This is a genomic window from Luteolibacter sp., from assembly GCF_058122085.1.
Genome location: NZ_JBIKBQ010000011.1, coordinates 12,981 through 26,476, shown reverse-complemented (window position 1 = coordinate 26,476; position 13,496 = coordinate 12,981). Strand labels below are relative to the sequence as shown.

Annotated in this window: 16 protein-coding genes; 11 read left to right on the top strand and 5 right to left on the bottom strand. The window is 62.4% G+C overall.

Annotation, left to right across the window (positions count from 1 at the left end):
* Nucleotides 1-16: 16 nt before the first annotated feature.
* From AC4DF4_RS03080 to hisG, 4 genes are all read right to left on the bottom strand, one after another.
* Nucleotides 17-772: a Nif3-like dinuclear metal center hexameric protein gene (locus AC4DF4_RS03080; RefSeq protein WP_490046646.1), complete on the bottom strand. Its 756-nt coding sequence runs from the start codon at nucleotides 770-772 to the stop codon at nucleotides 17-19.
* 8 nt (nucleotides 773-780) lie between these two features.
* The gene (locus AC4DF4_RS03075) at nucleotides 781-1,578 is read right to left on the bottom strand and encodes an RluA family pseudouridine synthase (protein WP_490046645.1); all 798 of its coding nucleotides are present in this window, start codon (nucleotides 1,576-1,578) and stop codon (nucleotides 781-783) included.
* A gap of 85 nt (nucleotides 1,579-1,663) precedes the next feature.
* Nucleotides 1,664-1,768, bottom strand: a complete 105-nt coding sequence (locus AC4DF4_RS03070) for an AURKAIP1/COX24 domain-containing protein (protein ID WP_200267957.1) — start codon at nucleotides 1,766-1,768, stop codon at nucleotides 1,664-1,666.
* 36 nt (nucleotides 1,769-1,804) lie between these two features.
* Nucleotides 1,805-2,689, bottom strand: coding sequence for an ATP phosphoribosyltransferase (gene hisG / locus AC4DF4_RS03065; RefSeq protein ID WP_490046644.1), 885 nt, complete (start codon nucleotides 2,687-2,689; stop codon nucleotides 1,805-1,807).
* Between the two features lie 93 nt (nucleotides 2,690-2,782).
* On the opposite strand from hisG, the gene AC4DF4_RS03060 reads away from it, so the two are divergent.
* The 6 genes from AC4DF4_RS03060 (at nucleotide 2,783) to AC4DF4_RS03035 (ending at nucleotide 8,569) form a co-directional block, all read left to right on the top strand.
* The gene (locus tag AC4DF4_RS03060) at nucleotides 2,783-3,640 is read left to right on the top strand and encodes a carbon-nitrogen hydrolase (RefSeq protein ID WP_490046643.1); all 858 of its coding nucleotides are present in this window, start codon (nucleotides 2,783-2,785) and stop codon (nucleotides 3,638-3,640) included.
* Between the two features lie 114 nt (nucleotides 3,641-3,754).
* The gene (locus tag AC4DF4_RS03055; protein ID WP_490046642.1) at nucleotides 3,755-4,348 is read left to right on the top strand and encodes a methyltransferase family protein; all 594 of its coding nucleotides are present in this window, start codon (nucleotides 3,755-3,757) and stop codon (nucleotides 4,346-4,348) included.
* A 59-nt stretch (nucleotides 4,349-4,407) separates the two neighbouring features.
* On the top strand, nucleotides 4,408-5,820 hold the full coding sequence (locus AC4DF4_RS03050; protein ID WP_490046641.1) for a glycoside hydrolase family 10-like protein: 1,413 nt from the start codon (nucleotides 4,408-4,410) through the stop codon (nucleotides 5,818-5,820).
* 22 nt (nucleotides 5,821-5,842) lie between these two features.
* A complete protein-coding gene (locus AC4DF4_RS03045) occupies nucleotides 5,843-6,475 on the top strand; it encodes a DUF2238 domain-containing protein (RefSeq protein WP_490046640.1) in 633 nt (210 codons plus the stop codon).
* Between the two features lie 85 nt (nucleotides 6,476-6,560).
* On the top strand, nucleotides 6,561-7,061 hold the full coding sequence (locus AC4DF4_RS03040) for a hypothetical protein (RefSeq protein WP_490046639.1): 501 nt from the start codon (nucleotides 6,561-6,563) through the stop codon (nucleotides 7,059-7,061).
* A gap of 377 nt (nucleotides 7,062-7,438) precedes the next feature.
* Nucleotides 7,439-8,569 carry a M20 family metallopeptidase gene (locus AC4DF4_RS03035; protein WP_490046638.1) on the top strand — a complete coding sequence of 377 codons (1,131 nt, stop codon included), beginning with the start codon at nucleotides 7,439-7,441 and terminating at the stop codon, nucleotides 8,567-8,569.
* On the opposite strand, the gene AC4DF4_RS03030 is transcribed toward AC4DF4_RS03035, so the two are convergent.
* Nucleotides 8,562-9,656 carry a calcium/sodium antiporter gene (locus AC4DF4_RS03030; RefSeq protein WP_490046637.1) on the bottom strand — a complete coding sequence of 365 codons (1,095 nt, stop codon included), beginning with the start codon at nucleotides 9,654-9,656 and terminating at the stop codon, nucleotides 8,562-8,564. The two genes, AC4DF4_RS03035 and AC4DF4_RS03030, sit on opposite strands and share 8 nt — an antisense overlap.
* A 105-nt stretch (nucleotides 9,657-9,761) precedes the next feature.
* On the opposite strand from AC4DF4_RS03030, the gene AC4DF4_RS03025 reads away from it, so the two are divergent.
* The 5 genes from AC4DF4_RS03025 to AC4DF4_RS03005 all read left to right on the top strand — a co-directional run bounded on the left by AC4DF4_RS03025 (nucleotide 9,762) and on the right by AC4DF4_RS03005 (nucleotide 13,490).
* Nucleotides 9,762-10,742, top strand: a complete 981-nt coding sequence (locus tag AC4DF4_RS03025; protein WP_490046636.1) for an AhpC/TSA family protein — start codon at nucleotides 9,762-9,764, stop codon at nucleotides 10,740-10,742.
* Nucleotides 10,739-11,443, top strand: a complete 705-nt coding sequence (locus AC4DF4_RS03020; protein ID WP_490046635.1) for an SDR family oxidoreductase — start codon at nucleotides 10,739-10,741, stop codon at nucleotides 11,441-11,443. The genes AC4DF4_RS03025 and AC4DF4_RS03020 overlap by 4 nt, the downstream gene beginning before the upstream one ends.
* Before the next feature lie 50 nt (nucleotides 11,444-11,493).
* Nucleotides 11,494-11,952, top strand: a complete 459-nt coding sequence (gene hisI / locus AC4DF4_RS03015) for a phosphoribosyl-AMP cyclohydrolase (RefSeq protein ID WP_490046634.1) — start codon at nucleotides 11,494-11,496, stop codon at nucleotides 11,950-11,952.
* Between the two features lie 121 nt (nucleotides 11,953-12,073).
* Nucleotides 12,074-12,418, top strand: a complete 345-nt coding sequence (rplS, locus tag AC4DF4_RS03010; RefSeq protein ID WP_490046633.1) for a 50S ribosomal protein L19 — start codon at nucleotides 12,074-12,076, stop codon at nucleotides 12,416-12,418.
* A gap of 97 nt (nucleotides 12,419-12,515) precedes the next feature.
* The gene (locus AC4DF4_RS03005) at nucleotides 12,516-13,490 is read left to right on the top strand and encodes a hypothetical protein (RefSeq protein ID WP_490046632.1); all 975 of its coding nucleotides are present in this window, start codon (nucleotides 12,516-12,518) and stop codon (nucleotides 13,488-13,490) included.
* The last annotated feature ends 6 nt before the right edge of the window (nucleotides 13,491-13,496 follow it).

Sequence of the window (13,496 nt, the reverse complement as noted above, 5' to 3'; positions counted from 1 at the left end):
CTTCGGACAACGCGGCTCATAAGCCCGTGGGGTGGTGGTGAAACTCCCACGGAATCCCGAACAACTTAGCGACTCGTTCGGCGACCGCCTTCACCCCCGAGGTTTCCGTGGCATAGTGCCCACCGTAGAAAACATTCAATGCGAGCTCCTCGGCAAGCGGATAACTCCAATGGGGGCCCTCTCCCGTAATGAAGGAATCCACTCCGGATGCGGCGACTTTCACGACCTCGCCGCCCGCGCCACCGGTGATGATCCCGATTTTTGAAATCGCCTCAGGGCCCGCCGGGCACAGATGAACCGGCCCTCCCAGCGCGGTTTGCAGCGTATCGGCAAGGTCTTGACGGGTTCCAGCCCAGGAGCCGCGGAGACCGATTGAAATCCCTTTTTGATCAAAAAACGGCTCGGGATTTTGCAACCCGATCGCCCGCGCAAGGAGAATGTTGTTTCCCAACTCTGGATGAATATCGAGGGGAAGATGCGATGAATAAATGGCGAGTCCGACGTCCAGGGCGATTTTGAGTTTGCGGTAAAAGGCACCGGTCACCGGCTGCGCCCCCTGCCAAAACATGCCGTGGTGAACGATCAAGAGTCCCGGCCCGCCATCCGCCGCGGCCTCGATGACGGGAAGCGAGGCATCCACGGCCGCCACGACTCTTCCGATTTTTCCGGCGTTGGCCAATTGCAGGCCGTTCATCGCGCCCGGATAATCCGGAATTGAGCCTGTTTTCAACTCCTGATCCAAATACGCTACCAATTCATCGAGTGAAACCATGGCGAATCCTAATCATGCCGACTCCAAATGACAACGTCAGGAGTCGGGCTGATTTCCCGACCTGCGCAAAACTCAAGCAGATCCTTGCCCAAAGCCGCCTCCCAACGGATCAACCCACCCAACCAGGTGATCTCAAGGCGAGCCGCATGGAGCGCGTGACGGGGCAAAACCAGCCGCCGCTGCAATTCCGGAGTCCAACCGGTCGCCATCCATTCCAAATACTCCGAGCCATCCCCGGAATATAGTTTATCGCCCACGATCGGGAACCCGCAGCTGGCCAAATGAACCCGGATCTGGTGCATCCGCCCGGTTTCCGGGAAACAGCGGACTTGCGAAAACTTTCCGCCTTCTCGTTCGAAGCGTCGCTCCACCTGAAATCGGGTCAGGCAATCCCGCCCACGCGCACTGACCACCTGCCGGACCCAAATGTCCGACGGCCCCAACTCGCCCGCCCGGATGATCGGCTCGGCGCATTCCCAAGCATCCTCCTCCGGCCAACCGGTCACGATCGCCAGATATTCCTTCCTCGCCTCCCGTCTTTCAAAAATCCAGCCAAGTTCGCGCGCCGCCCGCGTGTGCTTGGCCACCAGCACCACCCCGCTCGTTTCCCGGTCCAGCCGGGTGATGATGCCAAGGCGGGTGCCGTTTTGAATCTCATACGCCAGAAGCTGCTCCAGCCCGCCGAGCAGCGTCGGCTCCGGCTTTAAATTCGCCGGATGCACGATCAACGGCGCGGGTTTGTTCACTACAATCCAGTCATCGGATTCGTCGATCACCCGGAAATTGACGACCACCTGGAGGCTCATGGGAGAAATTACGCTTCAGCGCACAGAAAAGCCAGAGGCCCGCAAGCGAGCCTCTGGCGATTGAAAAACAAACCCATCCCAGTGACTAGGACTTGTAGCGGAGACGCTTCTTGTGGCGGTTCTGCTTCATGCGCTTTTTGCGCTTGTGCTTGTTGATCTTGGTCTTACGGCGTTTCTTGATGGAGCCCATGGCGTTTGCGTTCGGGGTTAGGTTGTGGTGAAAGGATTAGGGGACGATTTTGTTGAGCGGATATTCAATGATCCCCTCTGCCCCCAGACGCTTCAGTTCGGGGATGATGTCCCTGACGACGATTTCGTCAATCACTGTCTCAACGGCGACCCAACCTTCTTCCGAAAGCTGGGAAATCGTGGGACGGCGGAGTGACGGGAGTTTTTCCAAGAGTTCGGGCAAACGAACGCTCGGGAAATTCATTTTAAGCCCCACTTTGCCGCGGGCGCAGAGAGCGGCTTTGAGGAGTAGGGCGATGCGGTCCATTTTCTCCTTTTTCCAAGGGTCCGCAGCCGCGGCCGGACTGGCGTAAAAATGGGGAAACGAAGTCAGCAGCGTATCGACGATGCGGAGGCGGTTGGCCTTGATCGAGGAGCCGGTTTCGGTGACATCGACGATGGCATCGACCAAATCCGGGACTTTCACTTCGGTCGCGCCCCAGGAAAACTCGACTTCCGCCTTGATTCCCCGCTCGGCGAGGTAGCGCTGGGTGATTCCCACGCCTTCGGTGGCGATGCGTTTTCCCTCCAGATCCTCGGGCTTGCGGATCGGCGAATCCTCCGGCACCACCAAAACCCACTTGGTCGGGCGCGTGGTGGCGCGGGAATAGGGCAGCTCGCAGAGATCGATCAAATCCACGCCGTTTTCGTAGGCCCAATCGTAACCGGTGATCCCGCAATCGATGAAACCTTGCCCCAGATAACGGCCGATTTCCTGGGCGCGGATCAAATAGAGATCCAGTTCCGCATCGTTCGAGCTCGGGCGCAGGCCCCGCGACGAGACGTAAATCTCGTAGCCAGCCTTGGCCAGAAGCTCGATCGTGGGCTCCTGAAGGCTGCCTTTGGGGATCGCGACTTTCAGAGTTCGTGACGGGTCCGGCATGGGGGCGGCGGTTTAGGCCCCGCTTCTGGAGGAATCAAGCCATGTTTTGAATATTTTCTTCAAAGCCTGACTCCGCCCGGCAATGCTCCCGCCATGCCGCGCCTCGCCCTGCTCCAATCCGGAACCTTCGCCTCGAAGGCGGAATCCTTCGACCACCACGAGAAACTCATCCGCAGGGCCGCCGCGGAGGGCGCGAACATCGTCGTCACCCAGGAGCTTTTCCTCACGCCCTATTTTTGCACCGTCGAGGACCCCGCGCTTTTCGACCTCGCTGATCCCCTGCCCGGCCCGGTCACCGACCGCCTTGGAAAAATCGCCGGCGAACTCGGCATCGTCCTGATTTCCTCGCTGTTTGAACACCGCGGCCCCGGACTCTATCACAACACCGCCGCCATCCACGACGCGGACGGCTCGCTGATGGGCCTTTACCGGAAAAGCCACATCCCGCAGGACCCCGGCTTCGAGGAGAAATTCTATTTCACCCCCGGCGACAGCGACTGGCCGGTGTGGGACACCCGATTCGGCAAAATCGGCGTCCTCATCTGTTGGGACCAATGGTATCCCGAAGCCGCCCGCCTGATGGCCCTCGGTGGCGCGCAAATTCTCGTTTACCCCACCGCCATCGGCTGGCTGCCCGAGGAAAAACCCACCCTCGGCGACGCCCAACACTGCGCCTGGGAAACCGTCCAACGCGGCCACGCCGTCGCCAACGGCTGCTACCTCGCCGCCGTCAACCGCACCGGCACCCAAGGCGACACCGAGTTCTGGGGCCGCTCGTTCATCGCCAATCCCTACGGCGAACTCGTCGCCAAAGCCTCCACCGACCGCGAGGAAATCCTCCTCCACGACCTCGACCTACAAGCCGTCGAAGATTTCCGCCGCATCTGGCCCTTCTTCCGCGACCGCCGCATCGACGCTTACGGGGACCTCACCAAGCGCTGGCGTTCCTGAGCGGCCACATCCGCGTTCTGGTTGTTCAGCAGCGGCCTTTTGAAGAAAGGCCTTCCAATCGCCACCAACTCAAGGCAAGAAGCTCTCCGCCTTTCAGTTGTCAGCTATTCAACCATGAAATCACCCCGCCTCAGCGCCCAAGGATTCACCAATCTCAATCGCAAGCTGCTCTTCCGCCTCATGGCGGTCGGCCTAGTCGCCTACTTTTTCCTGGTTCCAGACCCGTTGAAACTTTCCGATTTCGCCATCCTGTCCTTACAAACCGCGGGAGCCCTCCTGATGTTCGCCGGAATCCTGGGCCGGGGGCTCGCAACGATTTCCATCGGCGGCCACAAGGACAAGACCATCATGCAAACCGAGCTCTATTCCATCTGCCGGAATCCGCTCTACTTCGCCTCCTTCCTGATGGCGCTCGGCTTCGGGCTGCTCTCCGGGCGCTTGGATTTTGCGCTGCTGGCATGCGTCGCCTATCTGGCGATTTTCTATCCGATGATGCGCAACGAGGCCAGATACCTCCGGGAGAAATTCGATGACTTCGCCGCGTATGAAAAGCGGGTGCCGCTCTTCTTCCCGAACTTGCTGCTGTGGCAGGAACGCAAGTATTTCGAAATCAATTTCAAGCTGGTGAAACGCACCCTGCAGGACGCATCCCTCGCGCTGCCGCTCATCCCCCTGATGATTCTGGTCCGGGCTTATCTGGCCAAGTGAGATCAATCCGGACTGCCGGAAACCTTGCCGAGCGCCGCCGGACTCGTCATGCTCACCCCATGATTCGTCCGCTTTTGCTCCTCTGCCTGCTCGCCGCCGCCTCGCAGGCGCAGTCCTACGCCCCGGTCAACGAGCGCCCGCCCGCCCTCGCCCGCGAATTCCGCGGTGCCTGGATCGCCTGCATTTATAACCTCGACTGGCCCAGCTCGCCCGGCCTCAGCGCCGCCAGCCAGCAAGCCGAAATGCGCGGCATCCTCGACAAGCTCGCCGCGCTCAGGATGAACGCGGTCATCTTCCAGGTCCGCCCGCAGTGCGACGCGGTTTACGCCTCATCCATCGAGCCGTGGAGTTCATCGCTCACCGGCACCATGGGCCGCTCGCCCGGCTACGATCCCCTCGCCTACTGCATCCAACAGGCCCACGCCCGCGGGATCGAGGTCCACGCCTGGTTCAACCCGTTCCGCGCCCTTTCCAACAACTCCCAACAGATCGCCGGAAACCACGTCTGCCGCAGCGCGCCGGGCATCACCAAGAAATTCGGCACCATGACCTGGTGCGATCCCGCCAGCTCCGACACCCGCTCCCGCGCCCTCAACGTCATCCTCGACGTGGTCAAGCGCTACGACATCGACGGCGTCCACCTCGACGACTATTTCTATCCGTATCCATCAGGCAGCCTGCGCTTCCCCGATGGAAAAAGCCCCGCCGAGCGGCGCAGCTACGTCGATGGCTTCGTCAGCAGCCTCTACTCCTCCGTCAAGCGCCAGAAATCCTGGGTCCGCGTCGGCATCAGCCCCTTCGGCATCTGGCGGCCCGGCATCCCCGCGGGCATCGAGGCCGGCATCGACAGCTACGAGCAGCTCGCCGGCGACTCGCGCAAGTGGCTCAAAAACGGCTGGCTCGACTACCTCGCCCCGCAACTCTACTGGCGGGACTCGCCGCAAAAACAAAGTTTCTCCACCCTCCTCAACTGGTGGCGCCAGCAAGGATCGCGCCCCGTCTGGCCCGGCATCGCCACCACCCGCATCGGCGGTTCGGAAGACAACCGGCCCGCTTCGGAAATCACCCACCAGATCGACCTCAGCCGCAAGACCGGCAAAAACTGGAACGGCCACATCCACTGGAGCGCGAAAAGCCTCGTGAAAAACCAAGGCGGCATTTCCACCCGGCTTGCTAACACCTACACCCAGCCCGCCGCCATCCCGCCCATGCCGTGGGTCAACGACAACGCGCCCGCCGCCCCCGGCGTCAGCGCCAGCGTCCAGAGCGGCGGCACCTCGATCCGCTGCACGCCCGGCTCCGGCACTGCGAAACTCGCAGTCCAAGCCAAGATTGGCGGCACTTGGCGCACGATGAAAATTTCACCGGTCAGCTCCCAAAGCATCACCATTCCGCGCGCCGACGCCATCGCCGTGACCGCCCTCGACCGCTTCGGCAACGCCAGCGCTCCGAAGGTGCTCGGCTTGAAGTGAACCCACTTGAAAAGCAGCCCGCTTGAAAGCCCGCCCCAACCTGCTCCTCCTAACCGCCATCAGCCCGTGGATCGCCTGGTCCGCGTGGCAGCCGTTCGACCGGCCCACGTGGTGGATGGAAGTGGCGCCGGTCTTCCTCGGCTTCATCGCGCTGCTCATCGCCCAGTCCAAGGGCTGGCGCTTTTCCAATCTGTCCCTTTCCCTGATCGGGTTTCACATGATCGTACTGCTGATCGGCGGCCATTACACCTACGCCCTGGTGCCGCTCGGCGACTGGGTGAGCGCGTTTTTCGGAGCAGATAGAAACCACTACGACCGCCTCGGCCACCTCACTCAGGGCTTCGTGCCCGCGATCGTCTGCCGCGAGATTTTCGTCCGCACCGGAGTGCTCGCCCGCCGCGGCTGGCTCGGCTTCTGCGTGATGTCGTTCTGCCTTGCCTTCAGCGCCACCTACGAACTCATCGAGTGGCTGGCCGCCCTCATTTCCGCCGAGGCGTCCGAGTCATTCCTCGGCACCCAAGGCGATGTCTGGGATACCCAGTGGGACATGTTTCTGGCGGGAGTTGGAGCCTTGAGCGCCCTCGCATTCCTCTCCCGCGCCCATGACCGGTCCATCGCCGGCTTGGAAAAATCCCGCCCAATCCCTACAATTTAACCCATCGTCCGGATTTCCCTCGTCTCCGCCCTTGCCACGCGACGGGTGAGCGCATTGACTTCCCGAGATTCCAATTTCCCTCACTGTGAAAGCTCACGAACTCTACTCCGCCGTCGATCCCGCCATTGTCACTCAAATCCTCGATTGGTTCCGCGCCAACGACAAGAACGTGTATCGGTCCGCCGTCGCCACCCTTGCCGCCAACCGCAAGCTCCGCCCCGTTTTCATCGAGAAAAAATCCATGGCCGACCAATACGCCTGGATTCACAAAACCCTCAAAATCAACGCCTGTGACACCATCGGCGAGCACCTCCTGCAAGCCTACCTGATGGCCGGCCAGCAATCGCTGCTCGCCATGTTCTGCGACGGCATGGGCATCCCGCACGACGGCAAGGGCTCCGTCGTCGGCAACCTTCCCAAGAAACTCGATACCGACCGCCTCAACTCTACCATCGAGCGCCTCGTCGATATTTTCGAACCCAAGATCCTCGCCGTTTACCTGCACTGCTTCAACATGCAGGTCCCCGGCGGTTGGCCCGAGCTCAGCGAAAAACTCGCCTCCGACGAGCGCCTGGCGCTTGCGTGAAACCAGGAGCAAAGGGCGGAGAGCATCTGCAAGGAGGCTTCACACACCCGGGCTCGATGAGCAACACCTTGGCTCCTTCACGGGATGCCATGACGGACGCCGGGCATGCCTCCATGGACGACAACATCATGACCCGTGCCGCCGACAACTCTGCGGATTAGCAGGCAACAGAGCATCATGACTTTTGCGTCAGGAAAACGTTTCATGTCTGCCAATGCGATCGCAGGTCAGAAAATCCTGGCGCCGTCCTCCCCCCAAATGAACCGGGAACAACTTCGAGTCCTCACACGCGAGCCGTGATTTTTTTCGACATCAACCACGGGTGACCCTCACGTAAGACCTTGCTTCCACCGCCCGGTTCGGCAGATTCTCCCGTCATGAGCCAAGACGTTGTTTCCCTTCTCCAGCAGCTTGTCCGCATCCCATCAGTCAATCCCGACAACGCGCCGGGCACCGAGCAGACCGGCGAGGAAACGCTCGCCATCTTTCTGACAGGCTGGCTGGAATCGATCGGCGCGGAGGTGGTGCTTGAGGAAATCAAGCCCGGCCGGCCGAACCTGATCGCCCGCTTCGCGCCGCTCGACGGGCGGCCGCGGATCCTGCTGGGACCGCACCTCGACACCGTCGGCGTCGGCGGGATGGTGATCGAGCCCTTCGGCGGCGAGATCCGCGACGGAAAACTCTGGGGCCGCGGCGCGTCCGACACGAAAGGCCCGATGGCCGCGATGCTGTGGGCGCTGCACGACCATCAGGACGTGTTGGCGGATTTGCCGGTGGCGGTGGATTTCGTGGCGTTCATGGGCGAGGAATCCGGCCAGTGGGGATCGAAGGATTTCGTGAAACGGCACGGCAGGGATTACAGCTTCGCGCTGGTCGGCGAGCCGACGTCGATGCAGGTCGTCCACGTGACGAAGGGCTCGCTGTGGGCGACCTTGCGGGCCACCGGCAAAGCCGCGCACAGCTCGCAACCGGAGCGCGGCGAGAACGCGATTCTCAAACTCACGCGCTCGCTCGACCAGCTCGACCACCACCTCGGCGGCCAGCTCGCCACCTTCACCCACCCGGTGCTCGGCCGCTCAACGATGAACGTCGGCATGATCCGCGGCGGCGCGCGGCCTAACATCGTGCCGGACCTGGCAGAAGCGGAAATCGACATCCGCATCACTCCCGCGCTCGCCGCGGAGGGCGGCGCGCTGAAGCTGCTCACCGAAACCCTCGCGTTTCACGACCTGCCGATCGGCATCGTAAATCCGCACGAGAACCCGCCGATGGAAACGGCGGCGGATCACCCGATGATCCAGGCGCTGCTCGCCACGGACCCGGCGACCGGACTGGCCGGCGCGCCGTGGTTTTCCGACGCGGCCCATCTCTCGAACGGCGGGATTCCCTGCATCTGCATTGGCCCCGGCTCGATCGACCAGGCGCATACGGTGGATGAATTCATCGAGATCTCCGCGCTCAAGGAAGGAGCCGCGTTTTTGTCCAAGTTCATCGCCTGCCTCAAGTGAGCGCGGCCCTGCGGCGGCGGAGCGCCCGCGCCGTGATGAACAGAAGCGTGACGAGCGTGACCGGGGCCACCGCGTAGAACAACACCATCCGATAGGATGACAGGGCGTCGTGCTGGGTGGAGGAGAAAATCAGGTAGACCACGTAGGCGACGTAAAACCCGAGGAAAGCGGCCCCGTTCAAACGGCTGATTTGATAGTCCGCGAAGAACACCGGCAGGCAAGCCACCGCGATGGCGATCATCACCGGAATGTCAAAGACCAGCGCCGACCTAGCCACGTTGATGCCGGCCGGCGCGACCACCGAGGCGAGCCCCAGCACGCTGAGGATGTTGAAAATATTGCTGCCCACCACATTTCCCACCGCGATGTCCCGCTCGCCACGGAAGGCCGCCACCACCGAGGTCGCCACTTCCGGCAGCGAGGTGCCCGCGGCGACGATCGTCAGCCCGATGATCAGCTCGGAGACGCCGAAGTGCTTGGCGATCTGCACCGCGCCATCCACCAGAAACTTTGAGCCGATTACCAGGCCGCCGACGCCGACCAGGATCAGGCCGACGTTGACCGCCCAATGGCTGGGCTTTTCCTTCGCGCCGCCGAACTCCTGGGCATACTCCAACTTCACCGCCTCGCTGGTTTCCCTGCGGCTCTGGCGGATCAGGAACCACGTGTAGCCGATGCCTCCGGCGAAAAGCAGCGCGCCATCCAGACGGCTGATGTTTCCGTCAAGACCCAGGACCAGCATCAGGCCGGAAGCCACGATCATCACCGGCACATCCAGCCGGACCAGTTGCTGCGCGACTATCAGCGGCGTGACCAAAGCCGCGACTCCCAGGATGAAGAGCACGTTGAAAATGTTGCTGCCCACCACATTGCCCAGCGCCAGATCCGCCTGGCCCTTGAAGGCGGACATCACGCTCACCGCCAACTCCGGCGCGCTGGTTCCGAAGGCCACGACCGTCAGTCCGATGACCAGCGGGGAAATCCCGCACACCGCAGCCAATCGCGAGGCCCCCTTCACCAGCCATTCGGCGCTCACCACCAGCAGGATCAAACCCAGCACCAGCAAACCTATTGTCGTCAATGTCATCGCTCCGGAGAAACTAGCCGGGGACCGTGATCAGCCAATGGAAAAATGCCCCGGATTTTCCAATTCATCGTCTTGCGCCGGCAAAATCGCCGTTTACGATCGGCCATGACCTACTTGTGCCGGAGCGGACGCTGTGAAATCCCGTGCTGGATGCGGCGGACGCTGCTGGCCGCCGGGATCTATCACATCCTGTTCGCGCTGGCTGCGAATCTCTGGCCGTTTGCCTGTTTCGACTGGCTTGGCATCGCCCGCCCGAATCATCCGCTCCTCTGGCGCGGCGTCGGGCTGGTGATCGGCGCGCTCGGCGTCGGCCTGCTGATCGCGGCGAAAAACCCGATGCACCATTGGCTCACCGTGCTGATCGGGTTCTTCAAGTTCAGCCTCGGCATCGTGGCCTTCGGCCTGGAAATCATCCAGCGCGAGATTCCCACCAAGGCCGCCTGGCTGCTGCTCGCGGACGACGTCATCTGGTGGCTCCCCTTCGCCGGGATCCTGTGGGCCAGCGTCCGCGCCCACACCGGCGTGCCGCCCACCCGCTCCGAGCCATACAGCATTTCCGAAGCCGCCGCCACCTATCATCTATCCAACGGTCAGACCATCGCCGAGGCGTCCGACTCGAAAACGCTGGCTCTGGTTTTCCTCCGCCACTTCGGCTGCACCTTCACCCGCCAGATCCTCCGCGGCTTGGAAGGCATTCAGAAAGAGGCCATCGCCCACGGCGCGGAACTGGTGCTCGTCCACATGCTGCAAAACGGCCGGGAAACCAAATACCTCGGCGAGCGCAGCGGCGTCGCCCGCATCGCCGACCCGCGCTGCGAACTCTATCGGGCCTTCGGTTTGGGAAAAGGCGGCTTCCTCGAACTGTTCGGCCCGCACGTCTGGTGGCGCGGCGCGGTGGCGATTTTCAAAGGCTGCGGCCTGGGTCATCTCGCGGGCGACGGCCTGCAAATGCCCGGCGCCTTCCTTTTCCGCGACGGCCAGATCATCTCGTCGCAGCCGGCCCGCTCAGCGGCGGACCTGCCGGATTTGTCAGAGCTCTTCAAAGCATTGCCCGCGCCCGCCGGATCTGACACCGTGCCCGCATGACATCGCTGCAAGGCAAAACCCTGCTCGTCACCGGCGCCTCCAGCGGCATCGGGCAGGCACTTTGTGAACTCCTCGTCGCGCGCGGGGCCAACGTCCTCGGCGTCACCCGCCGGCCGTCCGCCCTCTCCGAAGACGTCTCGCCGATCCTCGCGGACCTGACCCAGCGCGAGCAGGTTTCATCGATTTTCCAAGGCTTGGGGAAAATCGACGGGCTGGTGAACTGCGCCGGCACCGCCTACCTCTCGCGGATCATCGACGGCAACCCCGCCGACTGGGAGGAAATGTGGCGCGTCAACGTGATGGCGCTGGCCCTCTGCTGCCAGCTCTCGCTCAAACACTTCCCCGCCAGCGGCGGGCGCATCGTCAACGTTTCCTCGATGAGCGGCCACCGCGTGCCGCCGTCCGGCGGATTCTACGCGCCGACCAAGTTCGCGGTCAGGGCCATCACCGACGCGCTGCGCGCCGAGCTCAAGTCGGTGAGATCACCGATCCAAGTCGCCTGCGTTTCTCCGGGCTTCGTCGATACGCCGCTGCTGGATTCCTATTTCCTCGGCCGCGAGCAATCGCTGGCGCAGACCCGCGCCGCGATGAAAATGCTCGAGCCGTCCGATGTCGCGTGGGCCGTCCTCACCATCCTCGAAGCACCCGCGCACGTCGAGATCGGGGACATCCTGATGCGCAGCGCCGAGCAGCAGATGTGAACGCGGCGGAAAAACTGGACAGCCCGGACGACTCGTTTCACGGTCCGCGCATGGATTTCAAAAACATTTTCGCCCCGCGGGGCGCCAAGGTCGCCGTCGAGGAAGGCGCGGATTTCTCCCCGAAATTCGACGCCGACGGCCTCGTCCCGGCGCTGGCGATGGACGCGACGACCCGCGAACCGCTGATGCTCGCCTACATGAACGAGGAATCGCTGCGGCGGACGCTGGAAATCGGCGAGGCGGTTTACTGGTCGCGCTCGCGGCAGGAATTCTGGCACAAAGGCGCGACCTCCGGCCACATCCAGCGGATCGTCGAAATCCGCACGGATTGCGATCAGGACGCGTTGATTCTCATGGTCGAGCAAATCGGCGCGGGGGCCTGCCACACCGGCCGGAATTCGTGCTTCTACCGCAAGGTGGTGGCCGCCGTGAGCGGCGAGACGACGAAATTGGAGCTCATCGGCCCCGGAAAGTCGTTCGATCCGGCGGCGGTTTATGGAAAACCATGAATTTCGAGTGATTTCACGGTTGCAATCCACAAACTGATCCAGTAGCTCTGCCGCCCCGCGCGTCAGGGCACACCGCAAAGACACCGCAGGCAGCACATTATTTTCCGCGAAGGAGGACCCCATGCACATCATTAAGAAGATCGAATCAGAGCAATTGAAGCAAGACGTCACCGAGTTCAACGTCGGCGACACCGTGAAGGTCCATTGCCGGGTTGTCGAAGGTGGTAAAGAGCGCGTCCAGATCTTCGCTGGCATCGTTCTCGCCCGTGGCGGTTCCGGCGTGAACGCCGCGTTCACCGTCCGCAAGATTTCCTACGGCGAAGGCGTCGAGCGTGTTTTCCCGCTCCACACCCCGCGGATCGCGAAGATCGAAGTCACCAACCGTGGCAAAGTCCGCCGCGCCAAGCTGCATTATCTCCGCGAGCGGGTCGGCAAGCGCGCCCTCCTCGTCAAGAGCGCCAACTGATCCGGCGAATTTGGTTTTTCTCTCAAGACGCTCCACCGGCTTTCCGGGCGGGGCGTTTTGTTTTTAGCGCGGCGTGAGATTTCCGCTTTCCGGCGGCGTGAGTCCGCGCCACCTTGCCGCCGTGCGCGTTCCCATTCCAGTGGTCATCTTTCTCGTCCTGGCTGTCGCCGGGGGAGTTTGGTGGGGCAACACCCGCCACATGGATTTCGTGACGCCGCCGTCCGAGTCGAAACTTGCGGCGATCCGGGTGAGAATCGAGTCATCACTGCCGCAGACCGACCAAGTGGACGACGCAATTTCCGTCCCCGTGGTGGCTCCGCCCCCGCCGCCGGTCGAGCCACCCAAACCGGTCATCGAACTGGGCGATCTGACGATTCCACCGAGCCTGCAAGATTACGGCGTGCGCTCGCCCGCGGGCTCCGCCCATCTCATCGAACTGGCGACGCTGCTTGAGGAAAAAGAGGAATTCCAACGTGCCTTGCTGGCTTGGGAGCGGGTCATCGATCTGACCCATCCCGACGAAGGCCAAGCCGCCACCGCCATTTCCGCGATCAAACGCCTGCGCCCGACCCTGCCGGATTGGAACGCCAAACCCGAAACAGCCATCACCCTCTCGCTGCGTGCCGGCACCGCGAAAAAGAGCGCGAAAACCCTCACTCCCATCCTCGAAGGCGTCGCCCGTGATTTGGAACGCGCGTCCTCGGGCATCGTGAAAATCAAAACCACGGTCACCCCGGGCAAGATCAGCAGCACCACCAAGGGTCCCGCGCCCGTCGCCATTTGGCTCTCCGGCCCGGAGAAAAAATCGGTTTCCACGGAAGTGCGTTCCTTCACTGCGGAGTCGCCCGACACCCTCCGCGACGACATTTTGAAGACGGTTTTCCTGCTCATCCAAAGCCATCTGGGCCGCGCCACCGCCTACACGCCGCCCGCCGGTTTGGCGGCTGGCGAAAGCCCGCAGGACGCGCTCAACTTCCGCGTCACCCGCCTGTGCTGGAGCGAATTCGCCACCACCCTGAATCTGCCGCCGAAAAAAACCGAAGCCCCCGCAAACGGTTCTAAGATTCGCTGACGCCCG